The sequence below is a fragment of the Paenibacillus sp. GYB003 genome (assembly GCF_036577625.1).
Classification (GTDB): Bacteria; Bacillota; Bacilli; order Paenibacillales; family NBRC-103111; genus Paenibacillus_AB.
Window position 1 is genome coordinate 48,410 of record NZ_JARBDC010000045.1, and the last position, 24,667, is coordinate 73,076.

Here is a 24,667-nt window from a genome sequence, read left to right on the forward strand (position 1 = left end):
CGGCACCTTATCCGAGTCGCTTTCCGGAAAAAATAGGTGCAGGTCTCGTTTTCCTGTTTCCTTCTATAAATATTCTTATAATAATATCTATATTTCATAATTTGTTTTATAGATAATTCAACCGTAGAATGAGGTTGTATCCAAAACCAATCTGCGGGAGGCCGTACGAATGACAAAAAAAGTATTGATCGCCGTCACCAGCCATGCGGAAATTTACGAAGGGAGACCGACCGGTGTTTGGTTATCGGAATTTGCCGAAGCCTACATGGACTTTCTGAACCAAGGGTACGAAATTAGCGTGGCAAGCCCTCTTGGAGGAAAAGCCCCGGTCGATCCCGGCAGTATCGGGGCTGACATTAAAGATGATATTTTAGCTGCCGAAGCCTATTTGGCGAACACGGCGAAACTGGATGAAGTGGACGGCGAAGCTTTCGATGCGATTTTTTTGCCCGGCGGCCATGGGGCGATGTACGATCTTCCGAACCATCGAAAGCTTCAAGAGCTGCTGCGCGATTTTTATGAAGGAAATAAAATCGTCGCCGCCGTTTGCCACGGACCGGCTGCATTGACCGGCGTTACATTGTCTAACGGGCTTCCGCTTGTCGCCGGCAAACGGGTCAATGCCTTTACGGACAAGGAAGAAGCGGAAACCGCGCTCGCCCGGCACCTTCCGTTTTTGCTGGAAAGCCGGCTTCGCGAGCTGGGAGCGATTTTTGTGGCGGCTCCGAACTGGACCTCGCATTATGAGGAGGACGGCAGCCTGATCACGGGACAAAATCCTCAATCCACTCGGGCGGTCGCCAATGCCATTATCGCAAAACTCGGCTAATCGACGGGCCATGCAATTTGCTGTACCGTTCCCGATTATGCCGTATGCTTCCGGGCGAAGCGTACGGCATAACCGGCCGGCGCAGCATCGCTGGAACAAATGCGCCGGTCGATAAAGACGAGTCCGGCGCCTGCTTAACAGCAACTTTGTCGTGTCGAGATAACTTTCGACATGTTAGTGATTGATTAATAACTATTGTTGAGAAGGGGAGCCGCCTCTTTCCTGCAAGACGCGAATCGTATCCGCAATCCCTTTTTCGAAAGGGGTTATCCGTACGGGTCCGATCAAACGTTCGTATTTGTCCCCGCTGAGCACAAGCGGCTCTTCCGTCAAATAAAGCATTTCCACTACCTCCTTCATGACCGGAACGCCTAATCCGAGCAAGGACAGGCCGATTTTTCCGAGCGAAATGACCGGTTTGGAGCTTCCGCTTGCCTGCCTGGCGATTCGCACGATCTCCCTGCCCGATATGACGCCTGGGCCCGGAATATGCCAGTTCTGCCCGTAAGCCTCGTCCCTGCCCGCGATCTCCGCGATCATGAACGCCGCGTCCGGCAAGTAGACGTATTCCCGGGGGACTCGCATATTGCCGATGAAAAACGCCGTCTTGCCGGCTGCGATCGCTTCGAGCGTCGATCCCAGATAAGAAGCCTCGTTCGCCGTCGGACCGTAATAATCCGGCAGGCGGACGATCATGACCTTGGCCCGGCTCCACCGCTTGTCGAACAGCATTTTCTCGTATGCAAGCCGGGTCCTGCCTTTTCTCGTATGCGGCTGCTTCGGATGATCTTCGGTCGCCCTTTCCATTTGCTTTCTTCCGTAGGGATAGATGCCGTCAATCGCAACTACCTTTACATTCAGCCGCTCGGCAGCCTCCATCACGGATTCGCCCAAAGGAATCAGCTTGCTTGCCATCTCGTGATACGGTACGTTCGCGCAATGAAACAGGACGTCCGCATCTTCCGCAGCCGAGACGATGTCATCCGGGCGGAAAGCATCGCCAACGGCGATCGTCAAATGATCCGGTTGACCCAGCCTGGCCCGAAATTGTTCCAGCTTCCTGCGAGATCGTCCGAAGGCCACGGTCCGGATCCCTCGCCTGACCAGCTCTTCGGTAACCGAAGCGCCCGTGCCTCCCGTTGCTCCTACGACTATCGCTTTTTTCATAAGAATCACCTCGTCACGAGTTTAGTGATTGATCAATCACTAATTTAAGCTTAATATAGCACCTTGTTATTGATTAGTCAATCACATTCTTTAAAAAAAAATCCCGGTGACTTTTCACGGTAAAAATAAAGAATTAGACTCATGCGGTGGCGTCGAGAACAGGCACAATAGCTGAAATACAAGCACGCCCGACTATGGTAAAATGTTACGGTCGGTGGCTCGTTCCATTAAACGGCGGGGTATAGAATCTAGGAGGGATCCTATTGCAGCAGCTCTTTAACGACTTCATAAAGCAGGACGTAAAGCCGTTCCTTTCCAAGCACGGCTTCGCAAAGAACAGTTTGAATTTCTATAAGGCAACAGAAAGCCTCGTCTACATGTTCAATTTCCAAAAATCCGCTGGAAATGCGGCCGACAATGTCATGTTTTATGTGAACTGCGGAATTTATGCAACGGAGCTGGCCCGGATCCAATCGAGAGCGATTTTGACCGCGCCCAAAGAAGCGGAGTGTCACTTCAGAGCAAGAATTGAGAACATTGCCGAGTCCGTACCGGATCGATTTTCAATTACGCCTGATACGAATATGGATGTGTTGAGGAAAACGCTGCTAACCGGATTCGAACAGGTTATTCATTTCTATGATACTATGACCAGCGCCAGATCCATTGTCGATTATTACATGTCGGGTCCATTTCTACATCTGGGCGAAGAGAGCTTTCATTTGCTATTGCAATCGAACGATGCGGCAGCCGCTTTACATTATTTTAAGGCATTGCGGGAAAAGTACGGAACAGAAAAGCGATGGAGCATATTCGAGACTAACTATAAGGCCATCTTTAATCAATACGGTGTGGAGCTTGATAAGCTATAAGTCTGCATGGGGAACGTAAGGCAGAAATGCTGCGGGGACCGAAATGCTCGGGAACCTCTCGATGTGCTAATATTTGCAAGATACATCGGTCTAACGAAAACGATCATACAATCATACAGCGGCAGTCCCGGACTTACCTTTCGTCCGTGGCTGCCGCTGTCTTGATTGTTTGGTGCACTCTAGTACTAAGACTTTATTGTTCACAAATAATAAAGTTGTAGACTGACGCTTTAGATTCATCCGTGATATTCCCGATGCCAAAGAGAACACTAGACTAAAGAATAAGCTGTAGACTACCTTCAAAATTTAATATTTCCAATTAGAATAATAATATTGTTCTAGATGATACCTTTAGACTACACTTGTATTATGTTGTATTGCTCGCGCACAAAACACTAACCAAAAAATATATAAAAGTTACTCGCGGCAGAATAACTTATATAGAGTAACGTAAAGAAACCCATTGTATTTATCCTAATCTCTTCATTCTTTGATCAGATAACGTTGAGAGTACCGATATAAAATTATCAGCGTTTGTTTCACAGAGTTCACTATCTTTTCTAATATAAAAAGTTATGAATTCCCTTTCAGCACTAAAGTCATTTTCAATTATATCTAAAGCATTACAATAATAAATTTTATTATTGCTCTCGTCTAAAACCATTATTACAATAGGTTTTGGAAGAATATGAGCTTTCCAATCCCTAATTTGTGCTGATGACAATCTAATTTTCTTTGTATTATGCGAATTAAAATTTACTGTCTCCCTTATGTGAAAAGAACACCAGATCGTATTATTTCCCTCAAAAATTATTTCATAATCCAAATCGTAATCATAATATATTTTATTAAAAGAAACATACTTACTTAATACGTTCTCAAAGATTCTTTCTTGATGATGATCAAATAGTTCGTCACTCTTTACGAAATAATACTTTCCTTTAGACTCTTCCTTTGTTTGTTCCAACAATCTTAATAATGCGTCCCGAGAATCAGTAATACTAGGGTTACTACCAATCTGCTTCTCAAGATGATCGAGATTTTCCAACATTCTAACTATTTCTTTTTCTTTTTCTCTAAGACCGCTGAAAAATTCTTCCCTTACTTCTCGAACCCTTCTATGTTCTAAAGAATTCAAGTTTAATGTCTCGATAAATTTTTTACCATGCTGTGTTAAATGTTTCAATTTTACTCCATATTCAATATGATGATTCTCACCGGAATAAATATTATCTTTACATGGATCAAGCAAATCACTATCCCACTTTCCACTTTTACCAGTTACACTATTACACATTTCGCAGGAGTAATATAAATTATCATATTTGTCTAAATCGCCTTCTGGATACATGCTAGCCAAATTTTGTGGAATGAAATGATCGATTTGAAAAGCTTTATATCCAACGATAAATTCCGCCTCATTAGACCCACAATATGCGCATTTATAATCGAAATCAATACGCAAATATTTTCGACAACGTTTATCTTTGTATGTTACATACCTTTTTCTTCTTACAAATTGAGGCATACTTATTCTCCTAATGTTTCTCTTTAAGTAATTTTTCAATTGTTTCATTAATTTTCTTCAATTCCAATATTTCACTATCTAGGCGAGATGTTTTTTGAGTCATACCCAATTCAAATTCATCAACAGTTTGTTTAACTTTACTTCTGTTGTAAGATCTTTTTATTCTAATGATCAAACTATCCAACTCGCTTTCAAGATTTCCTTTATCGATAACCTGATCAAACTCTGATAGGTCTTTAATTTCTATTTCATTTACATAACTTGTTATTAAAACAATATAAATATTAGAATCCTGTTTTCTAATTTCTTCAAGCACATCAAGACCTGAATATCCCATACCCTTCTTGTCCAGATTTTTATCAATTATTAAGAAATTTATTTTCAACGCACAGAATAAATCATAATATTGATTTGGGCTTTCTAGTAGCTCTTCCTTATAATGTAGTTCAATTCCCTCAAGATTGAAGTGTCTTCTTAAAGAATTTATGTTTTCTAATTCGTCTTCAATATAAAATCCTTTTATGCACACATTTATCCAACTCCTTTTGGAAATCTGACTGTAAAGACTGCCCCCCCATGATCTTGAGAGTTTGCAACACTAATTTCTCCGTTATAATTTTCAACAATATCTTTTACAATAGCCAATCCCAAACCAATTCCTCCGGCCTTTGTAGAATGAAATGGGGAGAAAATTATCTTTTCATACCCTTCTTTAATTCCATGACCGTTGTCCTCAATAATGATTTCATAATATTCTTCATATTCCTTTGAGGAGATTTTTATTACTTTATTTCTTGTAGCCTTAAGTGCCTCAAATGAATTTGTAATCAAATTTATTATTATTGACTCTAAGTCAATTTGAAACATTTTTAAATGACATTGAAAATCATCTAGTTCTAATAGAATATTTATGTTTTGTGATTTTATAATATTGAAATATAGCTCAGATATCTCTTCAATTATACTTTTGAAATTTATCGAATCATACTTTTCTCTTTTATCCTTTTTCACAAAATTTACAATCAATCTTCCAAAACCCTGCATCCTTGATATATCACTTGATATATTTTCAATTGACGCTTTTAAATCCCCGTTAGCAGCCAATTCACTTCTCGAAATGACTTTAGATAAATAACTCATATTTATTGCCATTCTATGTATTATGTCTGATGTCTCATGTCCGAATGCTCCAGTAAGCATTCCAATTGATGCAAGATTTTTATATAAACTAAGTTCTTTTTCTTTATTGTCTAATTCTTCTTCATAAACCTCTTTTGTTGTTTTAATTATATCGTCTACTTGTTTTCGCTCTTTTTCTAACTGACTTTTTTGGTAAAACACTTCGTCATTTGCGTTCTTAACAACTTGATCAATAACCTGTGAGACATTTTTTTTTTCTTCAGAATCAGAGATGCTTTCCAATAATGATTGAATTTTTCGGTTTTGGCTTTCTAACCTTTGTTGCCTGAGTTTTTCCCTTTCTTCTTCCTCAATTCGCCTCTTGTCTTCTTCTTCGATCCTTTTCTTATCGAGGGCTTCAATTTTTTTAGTTTCTAAAGACTTCTTATAGTCTTCATAACGAATGTTGCTAATAAAGTTTGTACAGAATAATACAAATTTCTGCAGGTCTTGAAATGCTTCATTCTCAATTATTCCTTCTCTGTTTGTAGCATCTATTAATAGTGGATTAGAATGTTCAGTTATTCTTACGATTCCTATAACCTGATTATTGCTTACTAAATAATTATGAGGATTCTTAACTTTTTGGTTATCCAACAATAACCAATCGTTACCTTCATCACCATAAGGCTTAACATGAAATCCATCCCTATATATTTTAATCCCAGAAAATTCATCTAACACTTCACGGGCCAATGTTATATTAAACCCTTCTTTTGATAAATTCTGTGCATCTCTGATAAAATAATAAAGCTCTAAAGAGCAATCTCCGCAAGAAAGTCTTGGATTAAAAGAAAAGTTTTCGTTTTTCGGAACTAGCTTTGATTTATCCTTATAAGATAACTCCAGAACTTCACCATTATTAATGAGTTTTGCTTCAACTTTTGCATAATGCAGATCTATTATATTATTGACAATAATATGACTCTTTAATTCATATTCGTCTGCTTGTAGGATTGGTTTAAAGGAATCATTAGTCAAAAACGTCGGTTCCACTAATACTCTAAGTTCTTTTTGGACCTTTAATATATCCTTCTGTTTCCACTCATCCCTTAAACCCTCCAAAATAATAATCAAACCAGTTTCTATATCTTTTGAAACAGAAATCTCAGCATAAACATTCGAAAGTAACGATCGAATTTCTTTTTCTTCAGTTGATCCGATATCCTCTAAAGTATGTTTTACTGCATCGATCCGCACTTCTTCTTCGGAATATTCTTTTAGTATAGGTATCAATTCTCCCTCTATTTTTTCTAGGATGTCTGGATTATTCAAATAGAGAGAATAATGATTTTTAGAACCACTAAAAAGAGTATTCATAATAAATTCTTTATGTTCTTTTTTCACATTAGGATTAGTTATAAAGTAATCAACATTACATTTGATAAATCTTGCACTTTCATGATCACTAGGGGAGATTTTTAAAATATTTAACATTTGATATAATGCATTAATATTTATCTCTTCATATTTATTCCAATCAAGTGAGAATTTGAAGGGAGTATGATTTCGAGGGAATGAATATATCGTTGTCTTTTCTGCTAGTCTTTCAACAGAAAATCGACCTATCCCTTTCTTTCCAGCATATTTTCTTCCACCTGGACTATATGAATTTCGAACCTTATTATTTGTTCCAATAACGGCCCACCTTTTTTCCACGTCCGCAGTGGTCATTCCAGAACCAGTATCAATCAGTATGATTTTACCATCCTTAGTTTTTATTCCATCGAAAATTATTTTAACTCCCTCGGCATCTGCATCGTACGAGTTCTTCACCAATTCAACTAATGCAGTAACATAATCAGTTACTAACCATCTACCCAATTGACTTATGTGGCGTGCATTGACAGATAAACTAAATTCTTTTTTCATAAATTATTAGACACCTCCGGTTTACCTTACGTTTATCACATCTTTCCTGACGGTGTAAAATTGTTTGTGTACCATGATTTGGAGCCTAGTCAGGCAACAAAAAAGTAGGGTATTCTCGGGATTGCTGAAGTCACCAAGAAAGGAACCCTACTCATGGCAACTATACACGAAAACATGCTTACCGAGCTATTTGAAAATCTTGTCAAACAATTTATTCAAGACAATCTCGAGAAGATCATGAAGGCGGAGATAAAAAGCTTCATGGACGATGACGATCATTCTGGACACAATAGCCGCAATGGATATTACAAACGGTCGCTTCATACCAAATTCGGCTATATCGACGATTTACAAGTTCCGCGGGATCGGAACGGGGACTTCCATACCCAGGTATTTCAACCGTACCAACGCCGAGATGGCTGGCTGGAGGAGGCGGTCATCCAGATGTACAAATGCGGTATGGGTACCCGAGATGTTGCGCGATTCATCGAAAGTATGTTTGGTAGCCACTACTCACCGTCGACCGTAAGTAACATTACAGCCACCGTTCTGGAAGATATTCAAAATTGGCAATCCAGACCGCTGAAGAGACGTTACTCGGTTATCTACCTGGACGGCCTGTATGTGAAATTGAAACGCAGCACGGTTAGCGGTGAGGTGATATACTTTGCGATGGGCATCGATGAAGACGGTCATCGTCAGATTCTTGGTTTTTACGTAGGCGGTCAAGAGAGCGCCAACGGCTGGCGGGATGTGTTGAAAGACTTATACCAGCGAGGTGCCCAAGAAGTGTTGCTGGGCGTATTCGATGGCCTCCCTGGATTGGATGATGCCTTCCGGGAAACGTATCCGAAAGCCGACGTGCAACACTGTATTGTCCATAAAGTTCGATCGACTTTTCCAAAAATTCGCGTGCAGGATAAAACCGACTTCATCGATGACCTTAAAACGATCTATAACGCGCTGGATCATGATCTGGCTCTGGCTGCCTTCGATACGGTCAAGGCCAAGTGGGGGAAAAAGTATCCGAAGGAAATTCAATCTTGGGAAGAGCAACTGCCCACCCTTTTGACCTTTTACAAGTATCCGGAACTCATTAAAGCAGCCATCTACACGTCGAATCCGATTGAGCGTATGAACAAAGAGTTCCGCAAACGTCTGAAGCCCATGAACAGTCTGACTACTATTGATGCAGCGGAGAAGATCATCTATTTGGATGTGTTAGATTATAACGAAACATACAGTAGTCGAGTCATCCGCGGCTTCGGAGATGCAGTAGTCAAAAAAGAGCTCGCCTTGATGTTCGAGGAACGTTATCCCGCGGCCGTAACGCATGAGCCGGCTTGACATGGAGCCTCTGCGGGCATGATGGTTGGCGACGCCGCAACAGCTCGAAATACTTGTGTCACCTAGGCATTAAGCCTATCATGCCCGCCACTCCATATAAAGCCTTTGGGGATTACTTCCATAATCATCAAGACATCCGGTTCCTTAAGCGCCTATTCAAGAAATAAGTCTGAATAATACAAAAATATTGACTATCCATCGTCCCGATGGTCCCCTACCAAGCCTTACACAAACTTCTTGACACTACCTCTTTCTCCTTAACAAATAGAATCGATAAAATTCTCTATTTATAAAAAATGATCAATTAGGACCTTTCTTCAAACCTAAGTCATAACGAAGCATAATCGAAACCAAAGTCAAAAATGCCTTAAAAGTAAACAGGCTAATTTTTCAAACCGTGTGGCAATTCGGCGATAATGTTTTATTTTATTGTAAGAAGCACTCCACTCCATGGCGTTCTTTATAAAGTCACCAGCACAATGACGCTGAATGCGGCGAGATTTTTTACTGAAGATTACTGGTTTAGCATGTTGATCTTGAAGAAGATTCAGGATAGCATTGGTGTATACGCTCGATCTGCCAAGACGTTTGTTCCTTAAGTTCCATCGATTTCAGCATCTCATAGCCTATAACACAATCATGGCTTTGTCCGCCCGTGAGTTCAAAACGCAGAGGGTTACCCCAGTGCGTCAAAAATGGCGTGAATCTTGGTCGTTAGTCCGCCTCGGGAGCGTCCAATTGCCTGGAATTGCCTACCCCCTTTTGCCCCAGCTCCAAGCTGATGAACGCGAACTACGGTCGCATCGTTCATCACATTTTCGAAGTCAGGTTCAATACCCACACGCCCGACATTTGCCAGCGGCGAAACCGAGTGTACACGCTTTTCCAGAAACCATAATACTCCGGCAAATCGCGCCAAGGCGCGCCGGTTCTAGCGATCCAAAGCATCGCGTTAAGCATCGTCCGATTGTCTTTTTCTAGTCGGCCGTCTTGCTTTTTTTCGCTCAGCATGCAGCACGTCCTAAATGATTTCCCATTGTTCATCCGTGTATTTCGTATCGTCTTCTCATATCCTGATTCTACCACTATTTTTTCTTATTTTATAGTTTGAAGACAGACCCTAGTTAATACAAATATTAATTCTATCCCAAAAATCATCTATAAAATAAAACACGACTAACTGTATTATCAATACATTCCTGCGAATAGTTATCGCCAATTTGAATACCTATATTAATTAGCTGCGCGCAGGTCGGATACTTCAAGGCTTTCAAGTCAGCAGCATTTACTTGTGTATGTCCATTAAATTGCCTGAAAAACATGTCTACTAGACTCGAATTAAGATACGCGCTTAGCCCTTTTGCAAATTCAATTTGAAGACCTTCTCCATTTTTATGAAAATAGTTTACTCGATTTTCAAAAGCCACTTTATTAACTTGGGGGTAATTTTTTGGGTCATAAACAGCCGCGACTACTCTTTTTTCTTCTTCTTTAGTTGTGAACCTTTTCACCAAAACAAATATATCATTTGAAAGAAGGAGACCCTTGGTTTCAGGTGTATACAATATAATATCCGGCTTGGACGTCTTTAACGGCCAAATGATATTTCCATTAAGAAAATGTCTCGGATATATTAATGGACAATAATTTCCTCGAGGTTTCTTTATTATAAATTCCTTATTCCTGAAATCTACAACTTTGCCTGTGGATACTTGAATATTTAAATCTAATAATGTGCAAGGAAGTCTCCTCATTAAAGCAACATAATTATTATCATTATCGTCTTTGACTATTCTAATAAAGAGTTCAGAGTCATCGGGATGTATAAGTTGATTCAAAGTCACTTTGTACTTATTTACTCTTTTATCTCGAGCGCCTATACTAGATGAGATAATAATATTCTTTTGGTTTTTATCTTTAATCACATGAAATATTATATTTTCCTGTAAAACCTTATCGCGATTAAACAATTCAGTTCTCGACTCAAAAGTATGAATTTTCTTAAAAGATACTTGCTCTATCAAATCTCTTCTAAAAGAATAAAAATAAGGTCCATTACAAAAACTCCGCGGCGTAATCGCGACTAATTGTCCCTTTTTTTCAAGCATTCGAAATGCTATACTTAGAAACCCACTATATAGATTTGGACTTTCGAGGTTCGCGCTAATTAATAATTTTCTTGCCCTATCCCTAATAGAAAGTTTTTTATAGGGAGGATTCATAATAATGTAATTGAAAGTTCCTATTCCCTTATTTTTTACAAACTCTGTTCCTAAACAAATAAAATCATCATTAATAACTTTAAATGAGAATTCAATTCCCAACGCATTACATAACTCATTACATAACATCATGGTTTTATGTAAAGCTGAGAAGAGGCTTTGGTCACTTTCAACAGCAACAACCTCTATCTTTTCAACTTTTGTTTTGCTCTTGCATATTTTCGCTATTAGGGCAGCTGTTAAGATCCCTACTCCTGCACCAGGATCTAAGATTTTATATTTTTTTTTACCCAATCTAAAGTGTGATGCAAGCTTATTTGCTAATGATATATCAGAAAAGAATTGCTCGTTTTCTTCTTTCTTTTTCTCGTCTAACAGAACTGCTGTTTCTTTTCTTATGGTGTCAACTTTCATGAGAAAATTTTTTATATTAACTCTTACTTCTTTTGAATGTTCATACGCCGCAACTAGCATTCAAAACTCCCCGCAATCTATAAATACATATTCAATATTCTATCATCTCCCTATTAAAATAAATATCCCTAACCTCTATGAATCCAATTTTCACATCTATTTTTCAAAATAGTTAGAATATCTTCCTCATGATCCGTTGCACCCATGCATCAATATAATCACTTTGATAATGCTTTTATCTTTTCTATATCTAAAATTTTCACACATGTTAAGAGCAAAACTATCCCAATGTCCGTCTTAATTTACAACGGCCTCTAATAAGCTTCGTACGACCTCCTCAATTAGATGACCTTTTTGGGAGTTAGTAATAAAGTAGATATAGACCATTTATCCGATCTAGCCATCTCAATAAGATACTTTGGTGTAAGTGGAGTAGTGATCTGAGCGACTGCACAAATCCTTCAGACCCGTCATCAATAAGCCAGTTCAAATTGCACTTAAAAGCCTTTTTAAGGGCTACGGTGGTTCGCAAGAGGGATAACAGTTACCGCGTTCAATATCGCTCAGAATGCCTTGAGAAACACCTGTACGGTGGTCAGCAAATTCTTTCTGGTTCAATTGATTGGTTTTACGAATGTATTTAACATTTTCCCCCAATGACAACACGTATAAGCCCTTCTAAATACAGAAGACCCCGCAATTATGTGAAATACATAATTACGGGGTTCAGAATCTTGATGTAGTCCGTTGAGTTCCAGTTGGACTGATATACCCGAGTAGTCTATTATCTCAGTCTACAACTTTGTTATCTGAGTCTAGTACTTATTATTTATTCTAATACTTTATTTTTACTGAACATTTATCACAACCCTTTCCAAACCTCACTCCACCGTAACCGACTTCGCCAAATTCCGCGGCTTGTCGACGTCGTTGCCGCGGGCGAGCGAAGCGTAGTAGGCGAGCAGCTGCAGCGGCACGACCGAGAGAGCCGGCGCGAGCAGCGAGAGGGTGCGCGGGATTTCGAACACGAGATCGACCGCTTTGCCGATCTCGGCGTTGCCTTCGAAGGCGATGGCGAACACACGTGCGCCTCTCGCTTTCACTTCCTTAATGTTGCTTACCGTTTTCTCCAGCAAATGCTCCTGGGTCGCCAGCGCGATGACCGGAATGCCTTCCTCGATCAAGGCGAGCGTCCCGTGCTTCAGCTCGCCGGCCGCGTAAGCTTCAGAATGAATATACGAGATCTCCTTCAGCTTGAGCGAGCCTTCCTGGGCGACCGCATAATCCGAGCCGCGGCCGATGAAGAACAGGTCGTCGTGCGCCGCGATTTGTTCCGCGTACTGCTTGATCTCGTCGGCGTGCGCGAGGATCTGCTCGACCTGCTCCGGCAGCTTTTGCAGCGCCGCAATGGCCGAGGCGATGAAGGCCGCGTCCTGGGTGCCGAGCGTTTGGGCGAGATGGAGCCCGAGCAAATAAAACGCAATCAGCTGCGACGTATACGCCTTCGTCGACGCGACCGCGATTTCCGGCCCGGCCCATGTGACGATGACGTCGTCCGCCTCGCGGGCGACGGAGCTGCCGACCACGTTCGTGATCGCGATGACGCGCGCGCCGCAGCGCTTCGCTTCCCGAAGGGCGGCGAGCGTATCGGCCGTCTCGCCGGATTGGCTGACGACGATTACAAGCGTATTCTGCGTTAGAATCGGCGCGCGGTACCGGTATTCGGACGCCACGTCGGTTTCGACCGGAATGCGCGCCAGCTGCTCGATGACCGATTTCCCGACCAAGCCGGCGTGATAAGCGGTGCCGCAAGCAACAATATGAATGTTATGAATGTCCCAAATCTGCTGCGGCGTCAGCTTCACTTCGTTCAGCACGACCCGCTCCCCGGCCGCGTCGATCCGGCTGCCCATCGTGTCCCGGTACGCTTTCGGCTGCTCGTAAATTTCTTTCAGCATAAAATGATCGAATCCGGCTTTTTCCGCCGTCGTCCAATCCCAATCGACATAAAACGTTTCCCGGGAAATAAAATTCCCCTCGATCGTACGCAAATCGACACCGTTCTGCGTCAGCACCGCCATTTCGCCGTCGTTTAAAATATAAACGTTGCGCGTATGCTCCAAGATGGCCGGGATGTCCGAGCCGATAAAGTTTTCCCCGTCGCCGACGCCGATGATAAGCGGGCTGGCCAGCCGTACCGCCACGAGCTTCTCCGGCTCGTATTCCGTCAGCACGCCCAGAGCGAACGCGCCGGTCATCTTTTTGACCGCCTGCTGCACGGCTTTCACGATATCGCCGTCGTACAAGTCGGCGATCAGGTGAGAGATCACTTCCGTATCCGTTTCCGAAACGAAGACGTGGCCTTTGGCCGACAGCTCTTCTTTCAGCGTCATATAGTTTTCGATAATGCCGTTATGCACGACCGAAAATTTCATCGAATTATCCGTATGCGGGTGCGAGTTGACGTCCGACGGCTTCCCGTGCGTCGCCCACCGGGTATGTCCGATCCCGATCGTGCCGTTCAGCGGCTCCCGCTCCAGCTTGGACTCCAGGACGGCCAGGCGGCCTTGCGCCTTCTTGACGACCAAGCCGCTGTCGGTAAACACCGCCAAGCCGGCCGAGTCGTACCCCCGATACTCCAGCTTTTTCAAGCCCTCCAGCAAAATCCGCTGCGAATTCCGTTTCCCCACATATCCGACAATTCCGCACATTGGTTCCATACCTCCGATAATTGGGATGAGTACGAACCAGTGCGCTCTTTCAACGAAAGCTTCCAAATGCGCATTACAAATAAACGTACGGACGTACGATTTTTTTGAGTCGCTTATTCGGTTTTCAAAGAACGCAGCTGGTTCGCCGATGATCTTAACTTTGATATTCCATCTATTCTATCGACCGGCAGTCCGCGCCCCCCGCCTCGCTTTCCTTCGCGATCGGGAAACGCCGGCCCGGTATAAGTCCAATTCCAACGCATCATGCGGAAATATTGTGGGCCCGGTTGCCCGAACCTTTTGTCTTTCCGCTTACGGCCCGATGCGGCTGCCGAGAGGTCCCCGCCGAATGTTCCGAACACCTCTACCTCGTCCGCTCGCTCCGTGTAACCGGCACGCCCCTATCCGTTCGGGCGGCCGCGGAGCAAGCGCAGGCGCTTTCGTAATCGCAACCCCTGCCCACCTTTCCATTTCGGAATGATAGTACCATCATATTCAATTCTACCGCCCGACGCAACTGCCAAAATTCCCGCAAAACCGCCGCCTAACGTCAAAAATCCTCCGGAATGCTTATCCGGAGGATTTATTTTCAGATACAACTCGTATCACAAACAACCGTTACACCAGTTCCAGCTTCACGACGTCGCAAATTTCCGCCACGTACGCTTCGACCGTCGCTTTGTCCGGCCCTTCCGCCATGACGCGCACGAGCGACTCCGTACCGGACGGCCGAACGAGCACGCGGCCGTTGCCGGCGAAACGCCGCTCCACGTCCTGCACGACGCGTTCGATCGCCGCGTTGCCCTTCAGCTTGCTTTTGTCGGCTACGCGGACGTTGACGAGCACCTGCGGATATTTTTGCATAAGCCGTTTCAGCTCGCTCAGCTTTTTGCCCGATTCCGCCACCGTGTCGACCAGCTGCAGGGCGCTCAAAATACCGTCGCCGGTCGTATTGTAGTCGAGGAAGATGACATGTCCGGACTGCTCGCCGCCCAAATTGTAGCCGCCTTTGCGCATTTCCTCCATGACGTACCGGTCGCCGACCGCCGTTTGCAGCGCATGAATGCCGAGCTTCTCCACGCCTTTGAAAAAGCCGAGGTTGGCCATCACCGTCGTGACGATCGTATCGCCCTTCAGCTTGCCCGCCCGCTTCATCGCGTCGCCGCAAATGCTCAAAATGTAGTCGCCGTCCACCTCCGCTCCCGTCTCGTCGACCGCGATCAGCCGGTCGGCGTCGCCGTCGAACGACAAGCCCAGGTCGGCGCCCAGCCGGACAACCTCCTCCTTCAGCTTCTCCGGGTGCGTCGAACCGCAATGATCGTTGATATTGCGCCCGTTCGGCTCGGCGCCGATGACGTGAACGTCGGCCCCGAGCTCGCGGAACACTTTCGGCGCCAGCTCGTAGGCGGCGCCGTGCGCGCAGTCGAGCACGATGCGAAGCCCTTCGAACGAGCGGCTTACGGTCGTTTTCAAATATTCGGCATAACGGAACTTCGCTTCCGCGTCGTCGCGCACCGTGCCGAGGTCGCCCCCGATCGGGCGGGGCAGCTCGTCCGCGGCCGCATCGAGCAAGCGCTCGATCTCCAGCTCCGTCTCGTCGAACAGCTTGAATCCGTCGCTGCCGAAAAATTTAATGCCGTTGTCTTCAACCGGATTGTGCGACGCCGAGATCATGACTCCCGCATCCGCTCCGGTCGTTTTCGTCAAATAGGCCACTCCCGGCGTCGAGATGACGCCGAGACGGACGACGTCCGCGCCGATCGACAGCAGTCCCGCCACGAGCGCGGCTTCCAGCATCGGGCCGGACACGCGCGTGTCGCGTCCGATGAGCACGACGGGCTTCTCCGCATGCTGCGTCAGGACGTAACCGCCGCAGCGGCCGATTTTATATGCAAGCTCCGGAGTCAGTTCCTTGTTGGCAACTCCGCGAACCCCATCCGTTCCAAAATACTTCCCCATTCGTAGTTCCCTCTCCTTTATCTGTATCGGTTTCGTCGAAGCGATTGTTCGCCTGTTCGACTACGGCTGAGGCTGGACCTGAGCCTGCGTTTGCGTCTGGGCTTGGTTTTGGTTTTGTGCGGGCGCAGCGTTGTCGGTCGATTTTGCGGTTATTTCAATAACAGCTTTCGTTTCGGTATCCACTTTTTTGACGAATTGCGGCAAATTGACGTTGACGTTGACCGTATGCTCGCCCGGGGGCAGGTTGCTGACGTCCACGATCAGCTGTACGTCCTGCGCCTTCAGCTTCGCCAGCGTGGCCGGCGCGGCTTCGACCGTGACGTTCAACGTGCCGTTCGGCGGTGACTTGATCCGCGTGTCGAAATTGTTGTTTTGCCCGATAATCGTAATCGGCACTTGCTCGAACGTCCGCCTTTCGGAAGGCACGACCTGCACCTTCACTTCCATTTTCGGCGGATCGACGGACGTAATCCGCGTCCGAAGCGGAATATCGAGCGTATAGATCTGGTCCGCCTTCAGTCCGCTCAAATCGACCTGCGGCCCTTCGTAGAAGTCTAGCGTATTGAGCAGCTCCTGCGGCCCGTATACCGTAATTTGGTCGACGGAAGGCTGGAACAGCGAAACGCTGTACCCGGGGGCCGGCTCCCCCGTCACCTTAAGCTGCAGCGGCATCTTTTTGAATGGCTGCGTGATCGGCACTTCCACGTCGACGACGTTCGGACTGATCGCCACCCCGAGCTCCTTGCCGTTTTTGTCGACGGCGACGAGCTTCACCTGCTTCGTGACGGCCGACTGCGCGTTCTCGATGTTGACGTCGGCCCTGACCGTGATCGCTTCGTCCATCAAGCCGCTCGGTACCGTAAGCAGGGCGCGGTTCGGCTTCGCCACCGGCTGCCCGGCCTTGAACCCGTTCGCCGGATTGCCGATCAGGTTGACCTGGACGGGCACTTCCTTCGTCTGCTTCTCCTCGAGCACCACTTTCGCGTATGGCGGGAAAATCGACACTTTGACCCCGGCCGGAAAATCTTTCGCGATGAGCGACAAAGTATTTTCCCCGACCTTCGCCTCTTTCAGATCGAGCACGATCTGGTACTGAAAATCGGTCGTTATTTTTCTAAGCGCCGATTCTTTGCCCTCGATGCGGATCATCACTTCCGTCGGATCGATCGAGGCGATATGGAACTTGTTCTCGTCGTAAATCGGCGTCACTTTCACGTTGTAAATCGTTCGTTCCTGCGTAGTCGAAAAGCCGCCCCCCGGCGTCGTCCGGTCGTCCAGATGAACGACGGCCCACAGCAATATGCCGAGCATGAGCGCGATCACTTTGACCACGTTCGGATTGCGCAGCCATTTATCCATTCGACGGTTCGCCTCCTTTCCGCTTCCAGAAAGGAGTTTTTCCTTTGGCTTTCACCTTCGGCCGCAGCTCCTCGAACAGCTTCGAGACAAGCGATTCCTCCTTGATGTCGCGAACGATCTGACCGTTGATCGCAAGCGATACTTGTCCCGTCTCTTCGGAGACGACGACGCAGATGGCGTCGCACACTTCGCTCATGCCGATCGCCGCCCGGTGGCGCGTGCCGAGCTCCTTGCTGATGAACGGATTTTCCGACAGCGGCAAATAACAGCCGGCCGCCATAATTTGGTTTTTGCGGATGATGACGGCCCCGTCGTGCAGCGGCGTATTCGGGATAAAAATATTGATGAGCAGCTCGGACGTAATATGCGCCTCGAGCGGAATGCCCGACTCCAAATAATCGTTCAGCCCGGTTTCCCTTTCAAACACGATGAGCGCCCCGATTTTGCGCTTGGACAAATAATTGACCGACTTCAATATTTGCGAGATGCGGCCCGTCACGTCCTGCTCTTCGTCCGACGAGGAAGTGCCGCGGAACAGCTTGCCGCGCCCCAATTGCTCGAGCGCCCGCCGCAGCTCCGGCTGGAAAATGATAATGACGGCCAGCACCCCGAACGTGAACATCTGGTTCATCATCCATTGCAGCGTGTTCAGGTTAAACCATATGCTAAGCGCCCATGTCAGAACGACGACGACGATCCCTTTGAGCAGCTGGATGGCGCGCGTTCCGCGGACGAGCAGTATCAATTGGTAAATGACATAGCTGACGATGAGGATGTCGATGATATCTTTTATGCGGATATCCGTCAAAAGTTCCATGCCTGTTCCCCCATGGCCCGCAGGGAGCCTACTCTGTCTATTGTATAATCATATCATATTTTCGTAAAAAAACCTTCATTCTACTCCAGAATGAAGGTCCGAATGTTTCTACGAAATCCGACAAAGCGCGAGCCCCGGGATAGGGGCAAAAAAAATCCGAATGCCGCCGCGAATTCGGTTCGCTGCCGGCACCCGGATCAATGGACGAACAAGGCGTAAATTTGGTTCAGCTTGAACCAGATCCATTCCACCGCCTGATTGACGCTTGTAATGTCTCCGGAAATTTGCGCCGTCGAGGCGAGGGCGTAATTGCCGTCGATCACGACCAGATTTCCGTCGATTTTGCCGTTTACTTCGATATTGCCGTTCTCCACGATCAAATTGCCCTTGTACGTATGGCCTTCCGGAATGACGACCGTATTGTTTCCTTTAAAGTCGACCTGCTCGAGGTCCGAGCCGTGAACGACAAGCTGGGTGTCTTCGTTCCACATCGTCAAAAAGCTGCCCAGCATGACGACGAGGAAAATGACGGCCACCGTCGCCGCCGGATGCCGTCGCGGCCAGCGCATCCAAACCGTCCGTTTGGGCGGAGCGGGCAGCTTCTGCATGATCGACGCCGTCGTCAAATGGCTGGGCGCGTGGACCGGCTTCAACGCCGACACGAGCGCTCCCGCCTTTTCCAGCTTCTCGTACCGCTCCTGGCAGCCCGCGCAGCCGAGCATATGCTTCTTCAGCTCCGCCGCCTCGGGTCCGGTCAAATCCCCGTCCAAATAGTCGTGCATCAAAAGGATGGCTTCTTTGCAGTTCATAAACCCGGGCCACTCCTTCCCTGGCGTTCCTTCGCATAATATATCGTGTAGTACAATACGTACCACGTTCGGAATCGTTTCAACATTTCGCCCTCAAAGCAGCGATTCTTTTTCGAGCCGTTCGCGCAAATATTCCCGTCCGCGATGCACCCGCGTTTTCACCGTCGTCACCGGCATCCCCAGCACTTCGCCGATTTCCTGCAGCGACATGTCGTGCAAGTAGCGTAGGATGACCGCCGATTTGTATTTTTCCGGAAGCGCATCGATCGCCTTGCGCACCTGCTCCTGCGTTTCGGACAGCAGCAGCTCCCCTTCCGGGCTGCGGTCGCCGCTGGCCAGCATCGAATACCAGTCGCTGCCCTCGCTGTCGTTGACTTCCGCATCGAGCGAATAGGAAGCTTTCCGCTTGCGGAGCCGGTCGATGCACAAATTCGTGCCGATGCGGTAAATCCACGTCGAAAACTTCTGCGTATCGTCATACCGGTTCAAGTTCGTATAGACCCGCAAAAACGTTTCCTGCACGACGTCTTCCGCTTCCTGCACATTATGCAGCATCCGGTAAGCGAGGTGATAAATTTTATCCTTGTACAAGTCGACCAGTTCGCCGAACGCCCGGCGGTCGCCGCCCCGCGCCAGCTTGGCCAGCCTCGTTTCCACGAAATTCACCGACATTCCTCCAATCCCGGTACCTTTACGTCCGGCGATCCGCCTCCGTCCGTCTCGCCGGCGTCGACGCGCCCGTCTCCGATACGGCGATACCGAGAAGTATCAACGCCATGCCCGCCCATTGCACGGGCAGCATTTGCTCGCCCAATATGAAAAACGCCCCGAGCAGCGCGACCGGCAGCTCCATCGAGCGAGCATCGCCGCCAGCGAGCTTCCGATCTTCGGAATGCCGATGTTGAAAAAGAGCGTCGGCAGCACCGACCCGAGCAAACCGAGGATGTAAGCCCCAGCCCAGAAGCTCTCCGACGTTCGCGGCCAATCCGCGTCCGTAAGCCATTTTGATCAACGGAGACAGCATTCCGCAGCTGGAAGCGCCCAGCAGCACCAGAATGACCGCGACCCATTTCGAAGCATGGCTAGTCAATACGATGTCACTCTCCTGCCGCACGTATCCATCTCATAATAGAGTACCGTTTTTTACGAAAAAAGTCGAGAACCGTCTCTCCCGAAGGAGTCGGCTCCCGACATGGTCGCAAACATCGTATGGTCGAAACGCGATCAGCCCGTATTGCGCAGCCCCGCGGCGATTCCGTTGATCGTCAGCAGCACTTCGCGAAGCAGCTTCGCGCCTTCTTCGGAATCTTTGTCGATCGCTCTCAGCTCGGACAGCAGCTGCACCTGCAGGAAGCTCAGCGGATCGACGTACGGGTTGCGGAGCTTGATCGACTCCTGAATGACCGACTGATTGTCCAAAATTTCTTTCTGTCCCGTAATTTGCAGGATCAGCTGCGACGTCAGCTCGTATTCGCTGCGGATTTGCTCGAAAATGCGCTTGCCCGCCTCGCTGTTTTTCGCCATTTGCGAATATTCCTGAGCGATCAGCATGTCCGCCTTGCCGAGCGCCATCTGCAAGTTGTCGATCGTCGAGCTGAAGAACGACCAGTTGGCGTACATCTCCTGCAGCTTGCGCAAACCGTCCGGGTTTCCTTGAACGTACGTTTGAAGGCCCGAGCCGGCCGCATACCAAGCAGGGAGCAAATAGCGGCTCTGCGTCCAGGCGAACACCCACGGAATCGCGCGCAAATCCTCGAACCGGTCGCTTCCTTTCCGCTTGGACGGACGCGAACCGATATTCAGCTCGCCGACTTCCGGAAGCGGCGTCGCTTCCTTGAAAAATTGATAAAAGTCCGGATCGCGGAAAATGAGATCCTGGTACTTCTTCTGCGACTGCTCCGAAATTCCGCGCATAATCGTCTCGAACTCTTGCTCGTTCGCCGTTTCTTGCGGCTTTTTCGCGAGATGGGCGCTCAAGATCAGGGCGGACGTCGCCTGCTCCAAGCTGCGGTAAGCGATCCCTTTCAACGCGTACCGGGAAGAGAGCACTTCGCCTTGCTCCGTTATTTTGATGCCGCCGCCGATCGTCTCGGGAGGCTGCGCCAAAATACTCCGGTTGAGCGGCATGCCGCCGCGTCCGAGCGCGCCGCCGCGTCCGTGGAAAAACTTGAGCTTGACGTCGTGGCGCTTGGCGACCTTCGTAATTTCTTTCAACGCCACCCGCAGCTCCCAGTTCGCCGTCAGCACGCCGCCGTCTTTGTTGCTGTCGGAATAGCCGAGCATGATTTCTTGAATGTTGTTGAAATCGGGAATCGAATCCCGATACGCCGGAATGTTGAAGATCGTGTCCATGATGGCCGGCGCGGCGTGCAAGTCGTCGATCGTCTCGAACAACGGCGCCGGCTGAAGCGTGCAGCGTACCGTTCCGTCCGCATCGCGGCGGTACAAGCCGACCTCCTTGCCGAACACCATCACCTCGAGCAGATCGCTGGCGCCTTGCGTCATGCTGATCAGGTACGTCGTAATGCATTTCGGCCCGAACTCGGCCTGAGCGGCTTTTATCGCTTTGTAAACGCTGATGACTTCCATCGTCGATTCGGAATACTCCATATAAGGAGACATCAGCGGACGCGGATCGTTCAGCAGATCGCTCAGCAGCGCGATTTTTTCCGGTTCGTACAGCGAAGCGTAATCGCTCGCTATGTTCATCTTCGCGAGAATTTCGGCCATCGCGTTTTCATGCTCTTTGCTGTGCTGACGCACGTCCAGACCGGCCAAATGGAAGCCGAACAGCTCGACTTGCCGGATCAGCTTGCGAATGTAAATGTTCGCCGTATAGTCGGCGTAATGGCCCCGCAAGCTGCGGTCGATAAGCCGCAAATCGTCGAGCAGCTCTTCGGGCGACGCATATTTGGCTTTCGCGTTTTTCACCCCGTGGCTTTGCGTGTTCGCCAGCTTTTCGACCATATACGTCAGCTTGATGCGATAAGGCTCTTTATCGTTGCGCCATACATCCTCGGATTTCAGCTGAATGTGCTGCTTGTCGGCCTCGATCGAAGCGAGAAGCTCCGGCGTCACTTGAACGATATTCGTGCTGAAGCTCAAATGGTTCATCAGCTTGGCGAGCTGCTGCTCGTACTTTTTAAGCGCCAGCTGCCGATGCAGCGTCAACGTTTCCCATGTCACCTTGGCCGTTACCGACGGGTTGCCGTCGCGGTCTCCGCCGATCCACGAACCGAAACGCAAAAAGGACGGAATGGTCCACTCCGAGTCCGGATAATATTTGCGCAAGCAGCGCTCCAGCTCCTGATACAGATCCGGGAGCACCTCGAACAGCGTTTCGTCGAAATAGTACAGTCCGTTGCGCACTTCGTCCAGAACGGTCGGCTTGCGGTCGCGCAGCTCGTCGGTTTGCCACAGCGTCAGCACCTCGCTGACGATTTTCTCGCGCAGCTGCTCCCTTTCGCGGTTCGTCAGCGACGGGTTGTCCAGCTTCATCACGTCTTCGGCGATCCGCTGATGAATGTCGAGCACGACGCGTCGGGTCGCTTCCGTCGGGTGGGCGGTCATGACGAGCTCCAGCGAGATCGTTTTGAGCATGTCTTGCATTTCGGCGGCCGGAACGCCTTTTTGCCGCAGCTCGGCTACAATATTTTCGATCGATCCCGGCTGCAGCTTTTCTCCGGTCGAACGCTCGTAATCGCGTTTGCGGCGAATCCGATGGTTTTGCTCGGCAATATTGACCAATTGGAAATAAATCGCAAAAGCCCGGACGACATTATGCCGATCTTCCGGACTGAGGGAACGGATCACTTTTTTGAATTCCTTTAACAGCTCCGGGTCCGACGATGCCCGCAGCGTTTTGCTCATCTCGCGAATTTGCTCCTCGAGATTGAACAATTGTTGTCCGCCCTGATGAACAAGCACTTCTCCCAAAATGTTGCCCAAAAAACGCACGTCTCGGCGCAGCAGTTGATGACTCGACGTTCCGTGCGCTTCTATCGTTGTTTCAGTCATAGCTCTGTTCTCCCTCCATCCTTAACACATTCGACAAATTTTAAGACATTCCTGCTTTAACGGGGTAAAATTTCGGCACTATAGACTAGTTTTCCGATTCAAGCGGGAGGTAACCGTCCGCTTCGGCCGTACATGCAAAAAAGACTTCGGAAGCCGCGAATCTTTTCCGCGGCAGCGAAAGCCGAAACCCTTTCGGGGTACAAAAGCTTCAAATCCATGTCCTTCTTATCTTATTAAGAACCGCTCTCGAATTCAAGGGCAAAAACAGGAAAAACGCGCAAAATAAAAAAAGCTCCGATATGATCGAAGCTTCGGCAGTACGTATCGAATGTTTCGGAAGCGGGTGATGGGAATCGAACCCACGCTACCAGCTTGGAAGGCTGGAGTTCTACCATTGAACTACACCCGCAAACGACAATATGGTCGGGACGACACGATTTGAACATGCGACCCCCTGGTCCCAAACCAGGTGCTCTACCAAGCTGAGCTACGTCCCGAAAATCGTTTAAAAAATGGCGTGCCCTGAGAGATTCGAACTCCCGACCTTTTGATTCGTAGTCAAACGCTCTATCCGGCTGAGCTAAGGGCACATCTTATGGAGCGGACGACGAGATTCGAACTCGCGACCCTCGCCTTGGCAAGGCGATGCTCTACCACTGAGCCACGTCCGCATGATTGATCGTATGGGGTTCGCAGAGATGATGCGCGTGGAGGGACTTGAACCCCCACGCCAAAGGCGCCAGATCCTAAGTCTGGTGCGTCTGCCAATTCCGCCACACGCGCTTAAGGGAATGTGAGCCATGTAGGACTCGAACCTACGACACCCTGATTAAAAGTCAGGTGCTCTACCAACTGAGCTAATGGCTCAAACGAATGAAAACTGGGGATCTAGGATTCGAACCTAGGAATGACGGAGTCAAAGTCCGTTGCCTTACCGCTTGGCTAATCCCCAATAATACATGCATGGTGCCGTCGAGAGGACTTGAACCCCCAACCTACTGATTACAAGTCAGTTGCTCTACCAGTTGAGCTACAACGGCTCATGGTGGACGCTGACGGGATCGAACCGCCGACCCTCTGCTTGTAAGGCAGATGCTCTCCCAGCTGAGCTAAGCGTCCGCATGATTAAGCTTCCCATAACCAGGCAAACTATGTATTCGCTCGTAAGCGAATTTTTGGAAAAATGACCCGTAGGGGATTCGAACCCCTGTTACCTCCGTGAAAGGGAGGTGTCTTAACCCCTTGACCAACGGGCCGCGGACACCGCGAAATGGACGGCTAAGCTTCCAACCGGGATCGAACCGGTGACCTCATCCTTACCATGGATGCACTCTACCTACTGAGCTATGGAAGCATGGCTCCCCGAACAGGACTCGAACCTGTGACAACTCGGTTAACAGCCGAGTGCTCTACCAACTGAGCTATCAGGGAATGGGAATCGCTTGGCAACGTCCTACTCTCCCAGGACCCTGCGGTCCAAGTACCATCGGCGCTGGAGGGCTTAACGGTCGTGTTCGGGATGGGAACGCGTGGATCCCCTCCGCCATCATCACCAAACGAAGATA

Annotated in this window: 16 protein-coding genes, 12 tRNA genes, 1 rRNA gene and 1 pseudogene; 3 read left to right on the forward strand and 27 right to left on the reverse strand. The window is 48.0% G+C overall.

The window, feature by feature from the left end; genetic code table 11:
- The first annotated feature begins 169 nt into the window (after positions 1 to 169).
- Positions 170 to 829 (forward strand): type 1 glutamine amidotransferase domain-containing protein, encoded by a 660-nt coding sequence (locus PV407_RS16210; protein ID WP_332090978.1) that lies wholly within the window; start codon positions 170 to 172, stop codon positions 827 to 829.
- A 192-nt stretch (positions 830 to 1,021) separates the two neighbouring features.
- On the opposite strand, the gene PV407_RS16215 is transcribed toward PV407_RS16210, so the two are convergent.
- Positions 1,022 to 1,996 carry an NAD-dependent epimerase/dehydratase family protein gene (locus PV407_RS16215; RefSeq protein WP_332090979.1) on the reverse strand — a complete coding sequence of 325 codons (975 nt, stop codon included), beginning with the start codon at positions 1,994 to 1,996 and terminating at the stop codon, positions 1,022 to 1,024.
- Between the two features lie 263 nt (positions 1,997 to 2,259).
- Between PV407_RS16215 and PV407_RS16220 the strand changes: the two genes are divergently transcribed.
- The gene (locus PV407_RS16220) at positions 2,260 to 2,868 is read left to right on the forward strand and encodes a DUF4304 domain-containing protein (RefSeq protein WP_332090980.1); all 609 of its coding nucleotides are present in this window, start codon (positions 2,260 to 2,262) and stop codon (positions 2,866 to 2,868) included.
- Positions 2,869 to 3,337: 469 nt separating this feature from the next.
- Here the strand turns inward: PV407_RS16220 and PV407_RS16225 are convergent, their stop codons facing one another.
- From PV407_RS16225 to PV407_RS16235, 3 genes are read right to left on the reverse strand one after another with little or no spacing between them, the layout of a single operon-like run.
- Positions 3,338 to 4,396, reverse strand: coding sequence for an HNH endonuclease (locus PV407_RS16225; RefSeq protein ID WP_332090981.1), 1,059 nt, complete (start codon positions 4,394 to 4,396; stop codon positions 3,338 to 3,340).
- A 10-nt stretch (positions 4,397 to 4,406) separates the two neighbouring features.
- Positions 4,407 to 4,925 carry a hypothetical protein gene (locus tag PV407_RS16230; protein ID WP_332090982.1) on the reverse strand — a complete coding sequence of 173 codons (519 nt, stop codon included), beginning with the start codon at positions 4,923 to 4,925 and terminating at the stop codon, positions 4,407 to 4,409.
- A gap of 2 nt (positions 4,926 to 4,927) precedes the next feature.
- Positions 4,928 to 7,447, reverse strand: coding sequence for a sensor histidine kinase (locus PV407_RS16235; protein ID WP_332090983.1), 2,520 nt, complete (start codon positions 7,445 to 7,447; stop codon positions 4,928 to 4,930).
- A 153-nt stretch (positions 7,448 to 7,600) separates the two neighbouring features.
- Here PV407_RS16235 and PV407_RS16240 point away from each other — a divergent pair, with 153 nt between their 5' ends.
- A complete protein-coding gene (locus PV407_RS16240) occupies positions 7,601 to 8,794 on the forward strand; it encodes an IS256 family transposase (RefSeq protein WP_332090984.1) in 1,194 nt (397 codons plus the stop codon).
- 356 nt (positions 8,795 to 9,150) lie between these two features.
- Here the strand turns inward: PV407_RS16240 and PV407_RS29580 are convergent.
- From PV407_RS29580 to rrf, 23 genes and pseudogenes are all read right to left on the reverse strand, one after another.
- Positions 9,151 to 9,838: pseudogene (locus tag PV407_RS29580) on the reverse strand (IS5 family transposase).
- Positions 9,839 to 9,948: 110 nt separating this feature from the next.
- On the reverse strand, positions 9,949 to 11,490 hold the full coding sequence (locus PV407_RS16250; RefSeq protein WP_332090985.1) for an Eco57I restriction-modification methylase domain-containing protein: 1,542 nt from the start codon (positions 11,488 to 11,490) through the stop codon (positions 9,949 to 9,951).
- Positions 11,491 to 12,311: 821 nt separating this feature from the next.
- Positions 12,312 to 14,141: a glutamine--fructose-6-phosphate transaminase (isomerizing) gene (glmS, locus tag PV407_RS16255; protein ID WP_332090986.1), complete on the reverse strand. Its 1,830-nt coding sequence runs from the start codon at positions 14,139 to 14,141 to the stop codon at positions 12,312 to 12,314.
- 618 nt (positions 14,142 to 14,759) lie between these two features.
- Positions 14,760 to 16,100, reverse strand: coding sequence for a phosphoglucosamine mutase (glmM, locus tag PV407_RS16260; RefSeq protein WP_332090987.1), 1,341 nt, complete (start codon positions 16,098 to 16,100; stop codon positions 14,760 to 14,762).
- Between the two features lie 60 nt (positions 16,101 to 16,160).
- Positions 16,161 to 17,459, reverse strand: a complete 1,299-nt coding sequence (locus PV407_RS16265; protein ID WP_332090988.1) for a CdaR family protein — start codon at positions 17,457 to 17,459, stop codon at positions 16,161 to 16,163.
- Positions 17,452 to 18,276 (reverse strand): diadenylate cyclase CdaA, encoded by an 825-nt coding sequence (gene cdaA, locus PV407_RS16270; protein ID WP_332090989.1) that lies wholly within the window; start codon positions 18,274 to 18,276, stop codon positions 17,452 to 17,454. Before cdaA ends, PV407_RS16265 begins: the two co-directional genes overlap by 8 nt.
- A 197-nt stretch (positions 18,277 to 18,473) precedes the next feature.
- Positions 18,474 to 19,085 (reverse strand): zf-HC2 domain-containing protein, encoded by a 612-nt coding sequence (locus PV407_RS16275; RefSeq protein WP_332090990.1) that lies wholly within the window; start codon positions 19,083 to 19,085, stop codon positions 18,474 to 18,476.
- 93 nt (positions 19,086 to 19,178) lie between these two features.
- Complete coding sequence (sigW, locus tag PV407_RS16280) at positions 19,179 to 19,751, reverse strand: RNA polymerase sigma factor SigW (RefSeq protein ID WP_332090991.1); 573 nt, start codon at positions 19,749 to 19,751, stop codon at positions 19,179 to 19,181.
- 25 nt (positions 19,752 to 19,776) lie between these two features.
- Positions 19,777 to 20,175 (reverse strand): hypothetical protein, encoded by a 399-nt coding sequence (locus PV407_RS16285; RefSeq protein ID WP_332090992.1) that lies wholly within the window; start codon positions 20,173 to 20,175, stop codon positions 19,777 to 19,779.
- Between the two features lie 134 nt (positions 20,176 to 20,309).
- The gene (gene ppc, locus PV407_RS16290; protein WP_332090993.1) at positions 20,310 to 23,102 is read right to left on the reverse strand and encodes a phosphoenolpyruvate carboxylase; all 2,793 of its coding nucleotides are present in this window, start codon (positions 23,100 to 23,102) and stop codon (positions 20,310 to 20,312) included.
- Positions 23,103 to 23,440: 338 nt separating this feature from the next.
- Positions 23,441 to 23,511 (reverse strand) — tRNA-Gly (locus PV407_RS16295).
- Between the two features lie 11 nt (positions 23,512 to 23,522).
- A tRNA-Pro gene (locus PV407_RS16300) sits at positions 23,523 to 23,599 on the reverse strand.
- A gap of 16 nt (positions 23,600 to 23,615) precedes the next feature.
- A tRNA-Arg gene (locus PV407_RS16305) sits at positions 23,616 to 23,692 on the reverse strand.
- Positions 23,693 to 23,698: 6 nt separating this feature from the next.
- Positions 23,699 to 23,773, reverse strand: a tRNA-Gly gene (locus PV407_RS16310).
- Positions 23,774 to 23,804: 31 nt separating this feature from the next.
- Positions 23,805 to 23,885, reverse strand: a tRNA-Leu gene (locus PV407_RS16315).
- 11 nt (positions 23,886 to 23,896) lie between these two features.
- A tRNA-Lys gene (locus PV407_RS16320) sits at positions 23,897 to 23,969 on the reverse strand.
- Positions 23,970 to 23,982: 13 nt separating this feature from the next.
- Positions 23,983 to 24,054 (reverse strand) — tRNA-Gln (locus tag PV407_RS16325).
- Between the two features lie 12 nt (positions 24,055 to 24,066).
- Positions 24,067 to 24,142: transfer RNA gene (locus tag PV407_RS16330), tRNA-Thr, on the reverse strand.
- 3 nt (positions 24,143 to 24,145) lie between these two features.
- Positions 24,146 to 24,221, reverse strand: a tRNA-Val gene (locus PV407_RS16335).
- A 65-nt stretch (positions 24,222 to 24,286) separates the two neighbouring features.
- Positions 24,287 to 24,358: transfer RNA gene (locus PV407_RS16340), tRNA-Glu, on the reverse strand.
- A gap of 25 nt (positions 24,359 to 24,383) precedes the next feature.
- Positions 24,384 to 24,456 (reverse strand) — tRNA-Thr (locus PV407_RS16345).
- A 1-nt stretch (position 24,457) separates the two neighbouring features.
- Positions 24,458 to 24,533 (reverse strand) — tRNA-Asn (locus PV407_RS16350).
- Between the two features lie 9 nt (positions 24,534 to 24,542).
- Positions 24,543 to 24,659: ribosomal RNA gene (rrf, locus tag PV407_RS16355) — 5S ribosomal RNA — on the reverse strand.
- Between the last annotated feature and the right edge of the window lie 8 nt (positions 24,660 to 24,667).